The 18368-nt window shown below is 63.7% G+C and carries 19 protein-coding genes; 16 read left to right on the top strand and 3 right to left on the bottom strand.

The window, feature by feature from the left end; genetic code table 11:
• The 15 genes from ACZ0BA_RS10480 to ACZ0BA_RS10410 all read left to right on the top strand — a co-directional run bounded on the left by ACZ0BA_RS10480 (nt 1) and on the right by ACZ0BA_RS10410 (nt 14724).
• Nucleotides 1–1230: a type II secretion system F family protein gene (locus ACZ0BA_RS10480; RefSeq protein ID WP_463451217.1), complete on the top strand. Its 1230-nt coding sequence runs from the start codon at nt 1–3 to the stop codon at nt 1228–1230.
• A complete protein-coding gene (locus tag ACZ0BA_RS10475) occupies nt 1230–1769 on the top strand; it encodes a type II secretion system protein (RefSeq protein WP_463451216.1) in 540 nt (179 codons plus the stop codon). Before ACZ0BA_RS10480 ends, ACZ0BA_RS10475 begins: the two co-directional genes overlap by 1 nt.
• 51 nt (nt 1770–1820) lie before the next feature.
• Entirely contained in the window at nt 1821–2357 is a 537-nt protein-coding gene (locus ACZ0BA_RS10470; RefSeq protein WP_463451215.1) for a type II secretion system protein, read from the top strand.
• A 98-nt stretch (nt 2358–2455) separates the two neighbouring features.
• A complete protein-coding gene (locus tag ACZ0BA_RS10465; protein ID WP_463451214.1) occupies nt 2456–2947 on the top strand; it encodes a pilus assembly FimT family protein in 492 nt (163 codons plus the stop codon).
• Nucleotides 2937–3563 carry a type IV pilus modification PilV family protein gene (locus ACZ0BA_RS10460; RefSeq protein ID WP_463451213.1) on the top strand — a complete coding sequence of 209 codons (627 nt, stop codon included), beginning with the start codon at nt 2937–2939 and terminating at the stop codon, nt 3561–3563. Before ACZ0BA_RS10465 ends, ACZ0BA_RS10460 begins: the two co-directional genes overlap by 11 nt.
• Nucleotides 3564–3569: 6 nt before the next feature.
• Nucleotides 3570–4496: a prepilin-type N-terminal cleavage/methylation domain-containing protein gene (locus ACZ0BA_RS10455; protein WP_463451212.1), complete on the top strand. Its 927-nt coding sequence runs from the start codon at nt 3570–3572 to the stop codon at nt 4494–4496.
• A gap of 8 nt (nt 4497–4504) precedes the next feature.
• A complete protein-coding gene (locus ACZ0BA_RS10450) occupies nt 4505–4978 on the top strand; it encodes a pilus assembly PilX family protein (protein ID WP_463451211.1) in 474 nt (157 codons plus the stop codon).
• A gap of 136 nt (nt 4979–5114) precedes the next feature.
• Nucleotides 5115–6059, top strand: a complete 945-nt coding sequence (gene pilM, locus ACZ0BA_RS10445; protein ID WP_463451210.1) for a type IV pilus biogenesis protein PilM — start codon at nt 5115–5117, stop codon at nt 6057–6059.
• Nucleotides 6056–6727, top strand: a complete 672-nt coding sequence (locus ACZ0BA_RS10440; RefSeq protein ID WP_463451209.1) for an MSHA biogenesis protein MshI — start codon at nt 6056–6058, stop codon at nt 6725–6727. The genes pilM and ACZ0BA_RS10440 overlap by 4 nt, the downstream gene beginning before the upstream one ends.
• Nucleotides 6724–7473 (top strand): hypothetical protein, encoded by a 750-nt coding sequence (locus ACZ0BA_RS10435; protein ID WP_463451208.1) that lies wholly within the window; start codon nt 6724–6726, stop codon nt 7471–7473. The genes ACZ0BA_RS10440 and ACZ0BA_RS10435 overlap by 4 nt, the downstream gene beginning before the upstream one ends.
• Nucleotides 7470–7847, top strand: a complete 378-nt coding sequence (locus ACZ0BA_RS10430) for an MSHA biogenesis protein MshK (protein WP_463451207.1) — start codon at nt 7470–7472, stop codon at nt 7845–7847. Before ACZ0BA_RS10435 ends, ACZ0BA_RS10430 begins: the two co-directional genes overlap by 4 nt.
• A gap of 10 nt (nt 7848–7857) precedes the next feature.
• Entirely contained in the window at nt 7858–9660 is a 1803-nt protein-coding gene (mshL, locus tag ACZ0BA_RS10425; protein WP_463451206.1) for a pilus (MSHA type) biogenesis protein MshL, read from the top strand.
• Between the two features lie 2 nt (nt 9661–9662).
• Entirely contained in the window at nt 9663–10565 is a 903-nt protein-coding gene (locus ACZ0BA_RS10420; protein WP_463451205.1) for an ExeA family protein, read from the top strand.
• The gene (locus tag ACZ0BA_RS10415) at nt 10562–11659 is read left to right on the top strand and encodes a tetratricopeptide repeat protein (protein WP_463451204.1); all 1098 of its coding nucleotides are present in this window, start codon (nt 10562–10564) and stop codon (nt 11657–11659) included. The genes ACZ0BA_RS10420 and ACZ0BA_RS10415 overlap by 4 nt, the downstream gene beginning before the upstream one ends.
• A 305-nt stretch (nt 11660–11964) precedes the next feature.
• A complete protein-coding gene (locus ACZ0BA_RS10410) occupies nt 11965–14724 on the top strand; it encodes a beta strand repeat-containing protein (RefSeq protein ID WP_463451203.1) in 2760 nt (919 codons plus the stop codon).
• A 44-nt stretch (nt 14725–14768) separates the two neighbouring features.
• On the opposite strand, the gene ACZ0BA_RS10405 is transcribed toward ACZ0BA_RS10410, so the two are convergent.
• The 3 genes from ACZ0BA_RS10405 to ACZ0BA_RS10395 form a co-directional block, all read right to left on the bottom strand.
• Entirely contained in the window at nt 14769–15755 is a 987-nt protein-coding gene (locus tag ACZ0BA_RS10405) for an HD-GYP domain-containing protein (RefSeq protein WP_463451202.1), read from the bottom strand.
• Nucleotides 15756–15771: 16 nt separating this feature from the next.
• Nucleotides 15772–16980, bottom strand: coding sequence for a pyridoxal phosphate-dependent aminotransferase (locus tag ACZ0BA_RS10400; protein ID WP_463451201.1), 1209 nt, complete (start codon nt 16978–16980; stop codon nt 15772–15774).
• Nucleotides 16981–17048: 68 nt separating this feature from the next.
• Nucleotides 17049–17498, bottom strand: coding sequence for a putative toxin-antitoxin system toxin component, PIN family (locus ACZ0BA_RS10395; RefSeq protein ID WP_463451200.1), 450 nt, complete (start codon nt 17496–17498; stop codon nt 17049–17051).
• A gap of 56 nt (nt 17499–17554) precedes the next feature.
• Here ACZ0BA_RS10395 and yaaA point away from each other — a divergent pair, with 56 nt between their 5' ends.
• Complete coding sequence (gene yaaA / locus ACZ0BA_RS10390; protein ID WP_463451199.1) at nt 17555–18325, top strand: peroxide stress protein YaaA; 771 nt, start codon at nt 17555–17557, stop codon at nt 18323–18325.
• The last annotated feature ends 43 nt before the right edge of the window (nt 18326–18368 follow it).

Genomic DNA, 18368 nt, shown 5'->3' with positions numbered 1-18368 from the left:
GTGCCGTTCTTCGCCTACAAAGCCCGCAACGCGCGCGGCGAACTGATGCAAGGCGTGCTGGAGGGCCCGGACAGCGGGGCGGTTGCCGATCAACTGTTCAATACGGGCGTGACGCCGATCGAAATCACTGTCACGCAAAAAGCTGTCGCCACCAACGGCGAAAGCTGGCTGTCGCGGCTGCTGGAGAAGAAGGTCACGTCGATGGACGTGCAGTTGTTCAGCCGCCAGTTGTACACCTTGCTCAAGTCCGGCGTGCCCATCATGCGCGGGCTGGCGGGGCTGCAGGAGTCTGCGGTCAGCAAGTCTTTTGGCAAGGTCATCAAGGATTTGCGCGAGTCCCTCGACTCGGGCCGCGAGCTGTCTGCCGCCATGCGGCGCCATCCGGACGTGTTCTCGCCGTTTTACCTGTCGATGGTGCGGGTAGGCGAGATGACCGGGCGGCTCGAGGAGGTCTTCCTGCGCTTGTTCGACCACCTGGAGTTCGACCGCGACATGCGCGAGCGCGTCAAGACGGCGACCCGCTATCCGAGTTTTGTGTTGATGGCCATGGTGGCGGCGATGGTCGTGGTCAATATGTTTGTGATCCCCGCGTTTGTCGGCGTGTTCAAATCGCTGCACGCCGAGTTGCCGTTAATGACGAGGATACTCATCGGAACTTCCGGCTTCACCGTGCGTTACTGGCCGGTGATGGCGGTGGCCGCCGTGGCCGGCGTGTGGGGTTTCCGCGCCTGGGTGGTAACGCAGCGCGGCTTGTATCAGTGGGATAAGTTCAAGCTGAAGATTCCGGTCGCCGGCAAGATCATTTTAAAGGCCACGATGGCGCGCTTCGCCCGCAGCTTCGCGCTCGCCAACCGCAGCGGCGTGCCGATCGTGCAGGGGTTGACGGTGGTGTCGCAGACGGTGGACAACGCATATTTGTGCGCCCGCGTCGAGCAGATGCGCGACGGCGTCGAGCGCGGTGACAGCATATTGCGGACTGCGGCGGCGGCCGGCGTGTTCACCCCGGTGGTGCTGCAAATGATCGCGGTGGGCGAGGAGAGCGGTTCGATCGACGATTTGATGGACGAGATCGCGCAGATGTACGAACGCGAGGTCGATTACGAGCTCAAGACCTTGTCGGCGCAGATCGAGCCGATTCTGATCGTCTTCCTTGGCATGATGGTTTTGGTACTGGCGCTGGGCATCTTCTTGCCGATTTGGGATCTGGGCAAGGCCGCCTTGCATAAGTGATGCCGAAAACGGGGCGTTCGGTGTATTTATTATCAACATTTGTGACGCAGAAACAACGCGGCGCCAGCTTGCTGGAATTTGCGTTGCTCGTCGTGATCGTGGGCATATTGACCACGGTTTTGCTGCATCGGATTTCGCTTTATCAAATCGAGGCGGAGCTGGCGGCGATGCGGGCGACAGTGGCCAACCTGCGGACGTCCTTAGAAATAAAGGTTGTTCATGGGAAATTGCCCGGTGGAACGGTAGATTTAACGATCTTGACCGAACAAAATCCGTTTGATTGGTTGAAAGATAAGCCGCTCAATTACGTCGGCGAATACTTTTCCCCAAGCGACGCCGACATCAGCGCGGGGAACTGGTGCTTTGACCGGACCGATAAGTCGGTGGTTTATTTGTTAAATAATCGCACCGGAATTTTAGATGCCTCAATGAAACGTTTGAAATTCAAGGTAAAATTACTTCGCTTGCCCCATCGCCCCGCCAAGCCGTCAGGCGCACCAGGACCCCTCGGTGTGGCCTTTGAGCAAGTGAAAGACTGACGCAATTCGCGCGGTCTTTCTTCAACTAAATGGACGACTTGGAGAAGTGAAATGAACAAGGCAGCGATGAGCGCATTCCGTAAACCAGCAGCCCAGTCGGGCTTCACGCTGATCGAACTGATCGTCGTGATTGTTATCCTCGGCATTCTGGCGGCAACCGCGTTGCCACGTTTTTCCAGCTTGAGTGGCGATGCGCGCGTGGCGACATTGAACGCTGCCCGGGGCGCGTTGACATCGACGACGGCTATGGTGCACGGGCAGGCTTTGATCAATCCGACGGCGACGACGGTCACTTATGAAGGCACCCAGATCAATATCGTGAATGGTTATGCAGCTGCGAACGCAAATACCGCGATCGCCGCAGGTTTGACCACGAATGACTACACGGTGACGGTGAACTCCGGCTCCACGGCTCAGTCGGCTTCAGGTAACTTGCCGGCCATCCCAGCCAATAGTTTTGTAGCCCAGCCGATCTCCGTCGCAGCCAACGCCACCGGAATCACGTGCTTTTTGACCTATACCCAGGCTGCCAACACTACGACGCCACCAGTGGTGACCGTGAGCGGCACTACCGCTAACTGCAACTAAGCAGCTTGAGATTGCTCTGCGGTGCGACCTTGAAACGTGCATCCCTCCCTCGGCGCCTGCGGGGCTCCGTTGGCTTTCTGCAGGTGGGAGGGTTCACGATGGTCGAACTGGTGACGGTGATTGTCTTGATTGGCATCTTAGGTGCAGCGGGTGTTTCCCGATTTTTCGATAATTCCGCCTATGAAGGCCGCGCTTACGCCGACCAAGCCAAGTCGGTGATCCGCTACGCCCAGAAGCTCGCCATTGCACAGAACCGTCCGGTCTTCGTGCTGGCGACGCCGGCAAGATTTGCTGTCTGTTTCAATCCTAACTGCAACAGCGCCGCCGACCTGGCGCTCGCGCCGGGAAGCAGCAACAGCGGCAGCACGGCAACCCGGGCCGTCTGCACGCTCAATGGTAACTACGTTGCCAGCTGGCTGTGCGAAGGCACGCCGGCTGGTGTGGCGGTGGCTGGGGTAGCACCCGGCAATGTTTTCTCTTTCGACCGCATGGGCAGTCCGAGCTTCGCTGTGCCAATGACGTTGACCTTCACCAGCGGCACCAGTGTTTACCAATTCACAGTAGCGGCCCAGACCGGTTATGTCTATTAATCGCCAGCGCGGTCTCACCATCATTGAGCTGGTGATGTTCATGGTCATCATGGGCGTTGCCGCAGCCGGCATTATCGGCGTGCTGAATTTGAGCGCGAAATCCAATGCCGATCCGCTGCGCCGCAAGCAGGCGATGCTGATCGCTGAAGGTTATATGGAAGAGGTGCAATTAGCGCCCTTTACTATTTGCACATCCGGTGATCCCGCAGTCGGGACCGCCACGATGCGCAGCGACTGCGCCACCCCGGCCGAGGTCGGAACGAGGGCGGCAGGTGCGTCACGTCCGTATACCAACGTCGCCGAGTACGCAACGATATTGAATACGCCACAACGCACTTTCGCTGTCGGCGGTGTGGACCGTGACGTGAACGGCCGCGCGCTGGGACAGGATCAGAATCTCAATACGATGGGTAACGCTTCACTTGACGGTATCACGACGACGGTGACGTTGAATCTGGTCGGGCCCGCCGAGCTCGGACCTAACGGCCGCGCGATCGAATCGGCCGCGAATAATCTCGTGGCGGTGCGCATCACCATCATCACCAGATATGGCAACGGCGCCAACGATTTTATTCAGCTGGACGGCTATCGGACGCGGTACGCGCCGAATAACTGAGCGACCATGACAACACGCTTCCGACTTCTGCGGCTTACACTGCCCCGCCAGCGCGGCTTCACCTTGGTGGAGGCGGTGGTGGTCATGGTGGTCACCGGCATCCTCGCTGGCACCATGGTGCTGTTCATCCGCCGCCCCGTGCAGAACTACACCGATGCCGCAGCCCGCGCGGACCTGAGCGACGCGGCCGATCTGGCGTTGCGCCGCATGGCCCGTGAACTGCGCGGCGCATTGCCCAACAGTGTGCGCCTGACGGTGAACAATGGTGTTTGGTGGCTGGAGTTCATTCCGACTATCGCGGGCGGCCAATATCTGGCTGTCGAAAACGGAGCGCCCACAGGCAGTCCGCTGAGCTTCACCAACGCTGTCGCGATGCCATTCAGCGTGGTTGGGCCGATGCCGAAGCCCCTGCCTACGTTCTCGCCGACGGGGCCGAATAATTACCTTGTGATCTATAACCTGGGCGTTGGCTTTTTGGGGGCGGACGCTTATGCGCGCTCGAATCTCGCGCGGATTACGGGCGTCAACGGCACCGCCATTTCTTATGAACGATATCTGGACGGCGACGCGGCCGGCAACGGCATAAACCCGTTTGCGGGACAGGCCAATCCGAACTCCTCGCCCGGCCAGCGTTTCCAGGTGGTGACCGAGCCGGTGACTTTCCGCTGCCAGGGGCTGGCAAACGGCAAGGGCACGTTGACCCGCTCCGTGGCTGCCAACTTTCTGGCCGACCAGCCCACCCCAACGGCCGCCGCCGGCGCGCTGTTGGCGAACAATGTGGTGGCGTGTAATTTCTCCATTGGGACCGCCGCCACTCAACAGAGTGCGCTGATAGGGTTGAGTATCGCATTGGGTCGCCCTGACATAAATGGCGGCAATGCCGTGGAGACCGTCACCTTGACCCATCAAATCCATGTGGACAACACGCCATGAAGCTACCGATGAGACGCAAATCGGCTGGCGTCGCGCTGGTGACGGCCATCTTCCTGCTGGTAGTGCTGTCCGGATTGGCGGTCGCCGTCGTATCGCTGACGACCTCCCAGCAGAGCGCGTCCACGCAGGACGAGCAAAGTGCCCGCGCATATCAGGCAGCACGTGCCGGTATGGAATGGGCGATATACACCAGCTTGCAAACTGGCGGGGGATTGACCCAGAACCCCCTTGGATGTGCGCTAACCCCGGCAAATGCGATTTCGTTCGGCTTGCGGGCGCCAACATTGTCGGCCTTCACCGTCACGGTCACTTGCACCGGCCCTGCTACGGGATATGGCAACCCGCCAAACGGGCAGCCCGATTTGACCGCCAACGGTGTCCGGATCTCGGTCACGGCCTGCAACCAGCCTGTAAACAATGCCTGCCCCAACGGCGCGCCGGGTCCTGATTATGTGCAGCGCGTTGTCGAGGCGCAGCTATAAAGAAACAAGCCACGGGACAATGTAAATATTTTTGTGGCATTAATATTAATTAGTGGCAAACAGACGGTGTAACGTGAATATAATCAACCAACTAGCGCGTAAACCTCGTGTGCTGGTAATCATCTAGGTCGCTGGCATGGGATTCCTCAAACGAAGCAAAAAGAAGGATGGCTGGCTGACCGTCTCGTTCCAGCGCGACGGCATCTGCGCTGGCCGCGTGCAACGCATGCGCGACGCCAAGCCGCTGGTCGAGCTGTCGTCGTTTTATCCGTTTGCCGCGAGCGTTTCGACCGAGTCGCTGGAAAAAGTGAGCAAGGATTTGAAGGCCGCCAATTTCCTCTTCGGCACGATGCTGAGCGGTGGCGAATACCAGATGCTGACCGTCGACGCGCCCAACGTGCCGCAGGATGAATTGAAAACGGCGGTGCGCTGGCGCTTGAAGGATATGCTCGATTTCCATGTCGACGACGCCACCATCGACGTGCTCGATATTCCGGTCGATCCGAACGCGCCGTCGCGCGCGCATTCGATGTTTGCCATCGCTGCCCGCAACGCGCTGATCCAGTCGCGTCAGGGCCTGTTCGCCGAGGCCAAGATCGAATTGAACGTCATCGATATTCCGGAAATGGCGCAGCGGAACATCTCGGTCTTGCTCGAAACCGAAGGCCGGGGACTGGCGATGCTGTCGTTCGACGGCGACGGCGGGCTGCTGACGATTACTTTCAAAGGCGAGCTGTACCTGTCGCGCCGCATCGACGTGACGTTGCAGCAGTTGCTGGAACCGGATACCGACAAGCAGCAGGCCTGCTTCGACAAAATCACGCTGGAACTCCAGCGCTCGCTCGATCACTTCGACCGCCAGTTCAACTACGTCAACGTGATCAAGCTGTTGCTGGCGCCGACCGGCGCGCAGGGCTTGCACGAGTATCTGGCGGCCAATCTGTACATGCCGGTCGAAGCCATGGGGCTGGAGGATGTATTTGATCTGAGCAAGGCGCCGGCGCTGCTGGACGTCGAGCAGCAGCAGCGTTTCTTCCTGACGTTGGGCGCGGCCCTGCGGCACGAGGAGGTGGTCCTGTGAGCCAGCAGATCAATCTTTTCAATCCCATCTTCCTGAAGCAGAAGAAGGTGTTCACGGCCTTGCCGATGGCCGAGGCGCTGGGCGTGATCGTCGCCGGCGCGCTGCTGCTGACGTGGTACGCCGGCCAGCGCGTGGCGGACCTGGAACATTCGGCGGCATCGGGCAAGACCTTGCTGGCCGACCGCGAGCGCCGCCTGGTGGAAGCCAACAAGCAGTTCGCGCCGCGCCAGAAAAGCGCCACCATCGCGACCGAAGTCGCCGAGGCGGAGGCGGAGTTGCGGTCGCTGCAACAAGTGGAATCGGTGCTGCGTAACGGTTCGTTGGGCAACGCGGCCGGCTATGCGGAGTATTTCCGGGCGTTTTCGCGCCAGAACGTCAGCGGCCTGTGGTTGACCGGCGTGTCCATCGTCGGCGCCGGCAATGATATCGGCGTGCAGGGACGGGCGATGCAGCCGACGCTGATACCGGCTTACATCGCACGCTTGAAGTCGGAGCGGATTATGCACGGCAAGAGTTTCGCCAGCCTCGATATTTCGCGGCCGGACGCGCAGCCGGTGCCGGCCGCCGCGCCGACCGCCGCGCCCGCACCGGCTGCTCCGGTTGCTGTCACGGCGCCGTTCGTGCAGTTCAGCCTGCAATCGACCCCAGTGGCGAGGACCGCACAATGAAGCAGCAATTGCAACAGCAATGGCTCAAGCTGAGCACCAAGCTGGACGCGATGACCTTGCGCGAGCGGACGATGGTGTTCGTGGCCGTGACGGCGGCGATCCTGTTCCTGCTTTACACGATGGCGGTCGAGCCGATGCTCGCTAAGCAAACGCTGCTGCTGACACAAATCAAGCAGCAGCAAAATCAGATCGCCGGTATCGACATGGAAATCACGGCCAAGGCGCAAGGCTTCAGTCTCGACCCGGACGCCCAGGAGCGCGCCAGGTTGCAGACGGCGCGCGCCGAGATCGACCGTATCAGCGCCGGCCTGCTAGCCGTGCAAAAGGGCTTGGTGGCGCCGGAGAGGATCGCGCCGTTGCTGGAAAATCTGCTCGGCGGCCATGGAAAGTTGCGCTTGATGGCGATGAAGACGTTGCCGGTGACAGGCATGAACGAGACCTTCGTTGAATCCACGCCGCCAGTGGTGGCCAGCGCGACGCCGGTTGCCGCGCCAACCCAGTCAGCCCAGTCAGCCCAGCCTGCCGCCAGCACGCACAAGCCGCGCGAGCTGCTGTACCGGCACGGCGTGGAAATCGTCTTGCAGGGCAGCTATTTGGACATGGTCAGTTACATGTCCGCATTGGAAGCATTGCCGGTACAACTGTTCTGGGGCAAGGCCAGCCTCGATGCGCAGCAGTACCCGAACTCGCGCTTGACCTTAACGCTTTACACGCTGAGCCTGGATCAGAAATGGATGAAGCTATGAGCGCCGCCGTAAGTCGGGCGTGGTGGGCCGGCGCTTTTTCTGCGCTGTTGCTGGCCGCGCTGCCGGCGTCGGCGCAGACCTTGGCCGATCCGACCCAGCCGCCACCGGAGTCGCGCCTGCTGATGCCAGGCGCCTCAGATGCGCCGGCGGCAAGCACCGGCCCGCAACTGCAATCGATTCTGATCGGCACGCGCGGACGCGAGGTGGCGGTGATCGACGGCCAGACCCTGCGCAAGGGCGACAAGATCAATGGCGCGGTGCTGGTTCAGATCCGCAAGAATCAAGTGGTGTTGCAACACGGACGGGCGCAACAGGTGTTGACCCTGTTCCCCGACACCGGGACGGGCGGCAAGACGCCCGTTCATCAACGTTAAACGAATGCATATGCAAAAAATACTGACCATCGCCATCCTGACGACGCTGCTGCTGAACGGCTGCTCGACGCCGCCCCAGCGCGATACCTACAACAAGATCAACGCCGAGGTGGATGCCGCGCTCAAGGCCAAGCCGCCGGCGGCGGCGCAGGCGGACGCGGTGGCGAGCGCCTTGCTGCCGCCGGTGTCGCAGCTGACCGAGCAGCTGCCCAAGGCGCGCGCGGTGCTCGAGGAGCGCTTCAACGTGTCGTTCAACAACGTGCCGGTGCAGCAGTTCTTCAACTCGATCGTGGCCGGCACGCGCTACAACATGTTGATCAATCCGGAAGTGACGGGCACCATCACCGCCAACCTGAAGGATGTGACCCTGGTCGAGGCGCTGGACGCGGTGCGCGAGCTGTACGGTTACGACTACAAGATCGAGGGCACCCGCATTTACATTCGTCCGCTGACGATGCAGACTAAGATGTTCAAGGTCAATTACCTGACGGGTATCCGCAAAGGCGTGTCGAGCCTGCGCGTGTCGTCGACATCGGTGGCCAGCGCCGGCACCAGCAACAGCGGCTCGCAAAACAATTCGGGCGGCAACAATAACTCGAACAATAACAATAACAGCGACAACTCGGGCAACAACGGCAATAACGGTAACAACGGCAACAATTCCGGCGGCAACCAGGGATCGCGCGACGCGGCCAACGTGCAAACCACGTCCTCCAGCGACTTCTGGCTGGAGCTCAAGACGGCGCTCGAAGCGCTCATCGAAACCGGCAAGGACGGCCGCAGCGTGACGATCAGCCCGCAGTCGGGCGTGATCGTGATCCGCGCCATGCCCGACGAGCTGCGCAATGTCGACCAGTATCTGCGCGCGACCCAGTTGTCGGTCGAACGCCAGGTGATCCTGGAAGCAAAGATCCTTGAAGTGGAGTTGAACAGCAACTTCCAGAGCGGCATTAACTGGGCCGCGTTTGGCAAGCTGAGCACCAACAGCCGCATCTCGGCCGGGCTGGTGCAGCCGGGCACGTCGCTGACGCCGCTCGGCCTCAGCGCCAGCGGTTCGCTGACCAGCGGCGGCGCGGCCGGCGCGGTGGCCGTGCCGGGCGCGTCGATCGGCGCCGTGTCGGACGCCGTCGGCTCGCTGTTCGGCCTGGCGTTCCAGACCAGTAATTTCGCGGCGCTGATTTCCTTCCTGGAAGGGCAGGGTACCGTGCACGTACTGTCGAGCCCGCGTATCGCGACACTGAACAATCAGAAGGCGCTGCTCAAGATCGGCACCGACGAGTTTTTCGTGACCGGCATCAGCACCACGACGACGACCAGCGGCACCGGCACCGGCATCACGACGCCGACGTTGACCTTGCAACCGTTCTTCTCCGGCGTTGTGCTGGACGTGACCCCACAGATCGACGACCACGGTAACATCATCTTGCATGTGCACCCATCGGTGAGCCAGGTCTCGACCGTCAACAAGGGTGTCAATCTGGGCGCCTTGGGTAACTTCAGCCTGCCATTGGCTGCGTCGTCGACCTCGGAGATGGACAGCATGGTGCGCGGCCAGGACGGTCAGGTGGTCGCCATCGGCGGCCTGATGCGCCAGGCGACGACGTCGGACCGTTCCGGCGTGCCGGGCGCGAGCGACATTCCCGTAGTGGGCGCCTTGTTCCGCACCGCCGGCGAGGTGATCCAGAAGCGCGAGCTGGTGGTGCTGATCAAGCCGACCATCGTCGAATCGAGCGCCGACTGGAACCAGGATTTGCTTGAGAGCGGACGCCGCATCAAGGAACTCGATCCGCGCCGCGCCAGGGAGCGCAACTAATCATGTATAGCAAACACTTCGGCCTGCGCGAGGCGCCGTTCAGCATCACGCCGGATACCAGCTATTTCTTCACCAGTCCGCACTCGCAGGAGGCGCTCAACACCTTGCTGGTGGCCGCCAAGAGCGGCGAGGGCTTTATCAAGATCACCGGCGAGGTCGGCACCGGAAAGACGCTGCTGTGCCGTAAGTTCATCGCCACGGTCGGACCGGAGTTCGTCACCGCCTACATTCCCAACCCGTTCCTGGAGCCGCGCACGTTGATGCTTGCGCTGGCCGACGAGCTCGAGGTGACCCTGGCGCGCGATGTCGACCAGCACCAGATGCTCAAGTCGATCACTTATCGTCTGATCGAACTGGCGCATGCGGGCAAGCAGGTGATGTTGCTGCTCGACGAGGCGCAGGCGATCCCGGTCGAGAGCCTGGAGGCGTTGCGCCTGCTGAGCAACCTGGAGACGGAAAAGCGCAAGCTGCTGCAGATCGTGCTGTTCGGCCAGCCCGAGCTGAACCAGCATTTGCAGGCTAATTCGATCCGCCAGCTGGCGCAGCGGATCACGTTCCACTACCACCTGGGCCCGTTGAGCCGGGACGACATCGAATACTATCTGGCCCACCGCTTGCGCGTGGCCGGCTACACGGGCGGGCGCCTGTTCAGTCGCGGCGCGATCGGCAAACTGTTCCGCGCCAGCGGCGGCATTCCGCGACTGGTCAACATCATGGCCAACAAGTCGCTGATGCTGTGCTTTGGCGAGGGCCGGCAACAGGTCACGCGCCGCGATGTCGGCCTGGCGGCGCGCGACACCAACGACGTGGTCGCCGCGCGGGCGGGCGTACGCTGGCCGTGGCTGGCCGCCGGCGTCAGTGTGCTGGTCGCCGCGTGCGGGCTGACGTGGGCGCTGACAAAATGAGCCTGATCAATAAAATGCTGCAGGACCTGGACAAGCGCGGCGGAGCCGGCGACGGCGCGGTCCAATCCCAGGAACTGAAAGCGGTGCCGGCGCCGGAGCGCGATCGCCGGCCATTGATGCTGGCTGGCGCCGGTGTCGCGGCGGCGGCCGTGCTGGCCGCCGGCGGCTGGTACGGTTGGCAGGCGTGGCAGAGCCATCGCGCGCCGCCGGCGCCGGTGCCGAAAGTGGTGCTCAATCAGCTACCGCCCGGCGTCGTGCGCGCAACGCCGCCATCGGCGCCGATTCCCGTACCGATCGCCGCAGCGCCCACCGAGCCGGTATCGAAGCCTTTGGAGCTGGCGCAAGTCGACGACCGGCCGGCGAAACCGGTCCCGGCCAAAGTGACGGCCACGGCGGCTTCCAGAGCTGTGGCCGCCAGCGACGACGCCGTTGTGTCCAGGCCGCGCAGCCCGGTTCCCGATACTGAAGCGCACCGTCCCGAGCGCAAGCCGGCCCAGGCGGAAGGTGTCAGCCGGCGCGAACTGACGCCCAAGCTTGAATCGGACGGCGCCTACCGTCGCGCGCTGGTGGGGTTGCAGGACGGCCGCTTGAGCGTGGCGATGGCCGATCTGGAGCGCGCGCTGGACATCGATCCGCGCAACGAGGCGGCGCGCCAAACCTACGTCAGCCTGCTGCTGGAAAACAAGCGGACCGATGAAGCGGTCCGCCAGCTGCGCCTGGCGCTTGGCATCGACCCTCGCCAGCCGGGCCTGGCGATGGTGTTGGCGCGGCTGCAACTGGAACGCGGCGGGCCGGCGCTCGCAACGCTGATGGCGACCCTGCCATACGCCGGCAACAATGCCGATTACCTCGCCTTCCTGGCGGGCGTGCTGCAACGCGAGCAGCGCCACGCCGAGGCGGTCCGCTACTATCGCGACGCGCTGCAGCTGGCGCCGGGCAACGGCGTGTGGTGGATGGGGCTGGCGATTTCGCTACAGGCCGACCAGCACCTTCCCGAGGCGCGCGACGCCTATACGCGGGCGCGGGCCGCGACCGGCATGACGCCGGAACTGATGGCTTTCATCGACCGCAAGCTGGAGCAGCTGGGGCGCTAATTGGTCCCCAATCGCACGACCGGAAACCTGAGCAATTGATCCCGGTGGAAAAGATTCTGCTGTTCGAGGCGGTCGACGAGCAATCGCCGGTGGCACATCTGATTGCGCAGGACCAAGCTAAAAATAAACGTAGCCGGTGCCACGGTGTGGGGGGCGAGCGACGCGTCGCCGCCCTGTAACAACATAATTTGTAACGTTACAAATATTATAATTAAAATAAGCTAAGATGGTGTTCTTGACAAGGCTTTCAAGCGGGCGGCCAGATCCGCCCGCATCTCTTAGAACACTATTTTGGGGTCAGCTTAATGAATACATCGAAGTCACGGACATCCCTAGCCACATCGTCGCGCTACATCGCCGGCATTGCGCCGCTGCTGTTGTCGCTGTTGGTCAGCCAGGCCTTCGCGGCCGACCGCACGGTCACCGGCGCCGACGGCGCGACCGGCGCGCCCGGCACTGCGGCCGCGCCCAACGGCGGCACCGGGGGCGCCGCGCCCGATCTCACCGACGCGTCGCTCACCGTCGGCGCCTTCAACCGCTTGACCTTGACCGGCGGCAGCGGCGGCATTGGCGGGACGGGCCTGCGTGGCCCCGTGCTCGATCCGGACAGCGAAGCCTGCCGCGATTACGGCGTTTGCCAGTACGGACCAAGCGGCATCGGCGGCAACGGCGGGGCGGGCGCGTCTGCGACCGGGCGCGTGAACGCGGTCTCGGTGACCGGCGGCGCCGGCGCGGAGTCTAATGTGTTTGGCGGCAATGGCGGCCATGTTGGGGCGGGGGAAACTCTCTCCTTCGATATGGACCCCGCGCTCAGCAACGGTGGCGCCGGCGGCAATGCCTCGAGCGTTGCCAATAGCACGGCCTTGTCCGGTGCGGTGTCGGCCAAGGCGTACGCGACCGGTGGCAATGGCGGCAACACGGACGTCATGTTTGCCGGCCGGGGCGGCGACGGCGGCAAGGCCACGGCCCGGGCGTCGGCGTATTCCGGCACCGGCAATGTGACGGTGCTGGCGCAGGCGACCGGCGGTAATGGCGGCAGTGCCAACAACCACTACGCGCCGGCCGGCGCCGGGGCGGCCGTTTATCTGGAAAACATGGTGGCGGGCGCGACCCGTGGCGTTCTGTCGCTGTTGCAGCATGCGATAGGCGGCAAGGGCGGCGAAATCGCTGTTGGCGGCGGCGGTACTTCTGACCTGCCTGTCAACAACGTCGGCGGCAATGCCGGATCGGTGCTACGACTCAGCGACAGCCAGGCCAGTGCGCTCAAGGGCACCGTCACCGCCAAAGGCGGCGACGCCGGCGGATCCACCGATACCGCTAAGCCGGCCGCCGGCAACGGCCGGGCCGAGCTGTATCTGACCTCGACCCGGGGCGGCGCCAATGTCGACGGCAGCGTGACGGCCACTGGTGGCGACGCCAGCAGTTATGGCTTCGGCATGGGTGGCGCCGCCGGCAGCGCCACAGCGATCGCCAGCCTCACCGGCAAGGCGGCGGTGACGGGAACGGCCGAGTCCTTCGGCGGGCAATACGGCGGGCCGGTCGCCGCCAGCGCCACCAGTCTGTTGACCATCAACGCGGGCGGCCTGGCGACGGGCAGCGCGCGTGCGCTGGGCGGCCAGCAGGGCGGCTCGGACCACAGCTGGGCTTATCAGGACGGCGACGCCAGCGCGACGCTGGAACTGGTCGGCGCCGGCGCCAACGGCGCAAGTTATGCGCGCGGCGGCAACGCCAACAGCAGCGTCAACGTGACCACCACCGGTGCGCGCGCGGTCAACGTCGAGTCCAGGGCGATCGCCGGCCTGGGCGACGCATCCGCGCCGCGCGGCCACCAGGGCGACGCCAAAGCGAGCACCGTGGTCAACGCGGGCACCACCGGCGGGCGCGCCGCCGTGACGGCCGGCGCCTATGCGTTCGGCAGCGGCGGCAGCCAGAATGCGCAAGCCAACCTGCTGATATACACCGGCGGCAACATCGTCGGCACCGCGCAGGCGCAAGGCGGCGTGTTCGAGTACATGTACACCGAAAGCGGCAACTCCGAGGCCACCGCCCGTGGCGTCACCAGCGGCGCCCACTCGGTCACATTGAACGCGACCGCCAATAGCACTTTCGCGCCGATGCAGGGCCAGAACGGCTATGGCAAGGCCACCGCCAACGCGTATGGCGCCTCCGGCAGTGGCGTCGTCACCGTCGCGGCGCAGGCCCTCAGCGGCAACAACTACATCCTGAGTCCGCGCCTGTCCTCGGCGCGCGCCACGGCGGAAACGTCGTTGGCGGGCGGCGTGAGCAACGCCAGCGCCCGCGCCAGCGGCGAGCAGATGGAAGCGGTCGCCACCGCGAACGCCATCGGCGCCAAGGGTGCCCGGGTCGGTTTCGTCGCCACTGCGGCCGGCGACTTCGCGCAGGGCTCGGCCGTGGCCTCGAACCGCTTCGACGCGGCCAGCTTCGCGTTGAAAACCGGTAATGGCGCGGCCGGCGACAACCAGCTGTATGCGTATGCCAGCGCGGCTCCGGCCGATCGCGCCGCCCTCGGCCTGAGCGCGAGCGCCAGCGCCGCGCTGTCGGAACTGTACGGCGCCGGCATGCACGGCGGCTCGGGCGGCGTCGATGCCGAGCAGTCTGTTTCGGCGCTGGGCGCCACCAGTTCGGAGCTCCAGTTCGTGTCGGCGGTCGACCAGCATTTGCTGATCGCTTTCCTGGGCGCGGGCGGCACCGGCTTCGACTCGCTCGACCTGTCGATCAGCAACCACGGCACTCTGCTGTTCAGCCAGTCGTTCACGTCGCTGAGCGACGCCAACCTGTTCTTCACCGACAAGGTGCTGGACCTGGGCTTGTTCGGCGCAGGCGCGCAGGACATCGTGGTGCGCTCGTCGCTTGCCGGTGCGGCATACGGTTATGCGTTCAACTACGTGTTGGGCGGCGGCGTGCTCGGCAGCATTGGCACGCCGACAGGCGTGTCCGGCGTGTCGGCTGTTCCGGAAGAGTCGAGCTGGATGATGATGATGATCGGCCTGAGCGGGCTGGTGATCGTGGCGCGCCGCCGCAAGTCGGCCGCCGCGCGCGCTTAAGTTCCACGCTTAAGCTCTTTGCATCGAGCGCCCGGGGCCGGCCGTTACAGGCTGGCCTGCGGGCCCCAGATCTGCTTCATGCTGAAGCGGATCGCGGCCTGGTCCTCGCTGAGCGCCTCGGCAATGACGGGGCGCTCGCCGGCTGCGCGGTGTTGCTCGGCCGGCGGCAGCGCCGTGCCGGCCGCATCGCGCAGGCAATGCACGTGCAAGGCGTCGCCGCCCGCCAGCCGGTGGCTGACGACGCCGATCTCGCCGGTGGCCAGCCGCACCAGGCAGCCGGGCGGGAAGTCCCCGAGTTCGCGCTGGAAATGCAGCGCAAGCGCCGGATCGACCGGCGAGCCCTGGTCCTCCATCAGATTGCGCAGCGCCCGATCCGGCAGCACCGAGCGCCGGTAGTTGCGCGCGGATACCTGCGCGCAATAGCGGTCCGCCAGGCTGAGCAGCTTGGCGTTGAACGTCACCTGCGGACTGGCGACGCCGGCCGGGTAGCCGCTGCCTTCATCGTTTTCGTGGTGCAGCAGCACGCACGAAATCCATTCCTCGTCCTCGATGCCGGCGCACTTGAGCAGGTCGACGCTGTCGGCCGGATGGCGGCGCACGATGGCCATCTCTTCCTTGCTCAGGCTATGCTTGTTCTGGAAGCTCTCGTGGTGGCGCAGCATGCCGACGTTCATCGTCAGCGCGGCGGCCGTCACGGTGAGCAGGTCGGCCTCGGTCTTGCCCAGGCTGCGCGACATGACGACCATGACCACCGCCGTCTCGATGCAGTGGCGCACCGCGTAGCTGCCGGCGATCTGGCACAGGAAGATGCAGGCGAGCGCGATGTCCGGATTGAGATCGACCGCGCGCACCACCTCGCGTGCGATGTCGCGCAACTCGCTTTCTGCGTCGTGTTCGTTGCGCAGGTTTTGCAGCAGCCGCTCCAGCCGCCGGTTCGACACGTTGAGCTGGTGCAGCACCGACGGCGGCGGGTTGTCCGCCAACGTCGGCGTGGCGGCGAACGGCGGGTCCAGTTGTTTGGTATCGGCCATGATCGAGCTCCCCGATTTAAACTTTCGCCAGCCGCTCCAGCGCCAGCGCCAGGGTCTCGTCCCGTTTGGCAAAGCAAAAGCGCACGATGCCCGACTCCTTGCCTTGCTGGTAAAACGCCGACACCGGGATCGCGGCGACCTTGATTTCCGTGGTCAGCCATTCGGCGAACTCGGCCTCGGTTTGCGTTGAGATCTTGTCGTAGCGCACGCACTGGAAATAGGTGCCGTCGGCCGGCAACAGTTCGAAGCGGGTGTTGGCCAGACCGTCGCGGAACAGGTCGCGCTTGCGCTGGTAGAACGCCGGCAGGTTCAGATACGGCGCTGGATCGGCCATGTAGCTGGCGACGCCATGCTGCATCGGTGTGTTGACGCTAAACACGTTGTACTGGTGCACCTTGCGGAACTCGGCCGTCAGGGCGGGCGGCGCGGCCACGTAACCGAGCTTCCAGCCGGTCACGTGGTAGGTTTTGCCAAAGCTGGAGACGACAAAGGCGCGCGCGGCCAGCTCCGGGTAACGGCACACCGATTCGTGGCGCTGGCCATCGTAGACCATGTGTTCGTAGACTTCGTCCGAGAGGATCAGGATGTTGGTACCGCGCACGATGTCGGCCAGCGCGTGCATGTCGACGCCGCGCAGCACGCTGCCGGTCGGGTTGTGCGGCGTGTTGATGACGATCAGCCGCGTTTTGGCGGTGACGGCGGCGGCCACCCTGGCCCACGGCACCGTGTAGCCGAGTCCGCCCGTGCTCATCTCCATCTGCACGCCGATGGCCACGCCGCCGGCAAGGTTAATGGCCGGCACATAGCTGTCGTACACCGGCTCGATGACGATCACCTCGTCGCCCGGATGCACGCAGCACAGAATGGCCGTGGTCAGCGCCTGCGTGGCGCCGGCGGTGACGGTGATGTCGGTATTGACGTCGTACTCGTGGCCGTACAGCGCGGCGATCTTGGCGACGATGGCGTTGCGCAACACCGGCGCGCCGCTCATCATCGGGTACTGGTTGAAGTCGGCCTGCATGGCGTCGGTGACGGCCTGCAGCAGGCTGCGCTCGCACGAAAAATCGGGGAAACCCTGGCCCAGGTTGACGGCGCCGGACTGCGCGGCCAGGGTCGACATGCGCGTGAAAACGGTGGTGCCGACGGCCGGCAGGCGGCTGGTCAGCAACGGCGTCGACGGAAGATCGTGGTGCGGGTCGTTTGGAGGTTCGTTGCGGCTATTCATGGCGGCTGTAGAGTGAACGGATAATCTATTCTAGCTCAGCGAGCACGCTTTGGTGTTGCGTAAAAAATCTATCGTTCGAGGCGCCACGCCTCCGGCACCACGACCTTGAACATGCCCGCCTTGGCCAGCCGGCGCGCCAGTTTGAGCAGCGCCTTGTCCTTGGTGATGAGCACCTCGGCGCCGGCGTCGCGCGCCACCTCCAGGAATTTTTGATCGTCCTTGTCGGTGCAGACGGGCAGGCGTATGCCCGATTCGGCCGGGGCGACCACCTTGATCAGCGCGTCGAAGCGCGCCGCCGCCAGCGGCCGGCTGGCCTCGTCGAGCGGCAGGTGCGCATAGTGCAGCACGATATTGTATTCGTCGCGGCAGTCGGCGCGGGTGACGGCTTCGACGGCGCCACTTTCCAGCGCGGCCAGCAGGTCGGCCCAGCGCGGATCGTGGAACACGAACAGGTCGAGGCAGACATTGGTGTCGATGACGATGCGGGCCGGTGCGGGTTTTGTTGGAACAGGTATCATGTCGGTAGTCGTATAAATGTGCTTATTTGAAATTCTTTGGACTTAGTTGAAATCTCATGCTGATAGTGCTTTCGCCCGCAAAAAGTCTCGACCTCGAGACGCCACCGACCACCAAGCTGCACTCCCAACCCGCTTTCCTCGACCACTCGGCGCAACTGATCGAGCGCCTGCGCGAGTTTTCGCCGGTGCAGATCGGCGAGCTGATGGACCTGTCCGACAACCTGTCGGCCCTCAATGTTGCCCGATACGCATCGTGGACGCATGACACCGCCGAGGGCCGTCAGGCCGTGATGGCCTTCAACGGCGACGTCTACGGCGGGCTGGCGGCGCGCACCTTGACGCCCAAACAGCTAGATTACGCGCAGGCGCGCATCCGCATTCTGTCCGGGCTGTACGGCATGCTGCGTCCGCTGGACCTGATCCATCCGCACCGGCTCGAGATGGGCACGCGGTTGAGCAATTCGCGCGGCAATAATTTGTACGACTTTTGGGGCGACACCATCACCGGGGCGCTGAACAAAACCGCCGGAGAGCAGGGCGCCGACACCCTGGTCAACCTGGCGTCGGAGGAATACTTCAAATCGGTCAAGCCCAAGCTGCTCGATGTGCCGGTGATCACGCCGCAGTTCGAGGACTGGAAAAACGGCAAGTATAAAATCATTTCCTTCTACGCCAAACGGGCGCGCGGGCTGATGGCGCGCTACGCCGCCGTCAAAGGCATCACCGATCCACAGAAGCTGAAAAAGTTCGATGTCGACGGTTACGCGTTCGACAAGAATGATTCGACCGACAGCACCTGGATTTTCCGCCGCAAAATCGCCGCGTAAAACCAGGTAAAGACCCCGGCGGTCAATAAAAAACCGGGATCGC

The organism is Duganella sp. AC917 (assembly GCF_979258245.1).
This window is presented reverse-complemented; position numbering and strand designations above follow the sequence as displayed.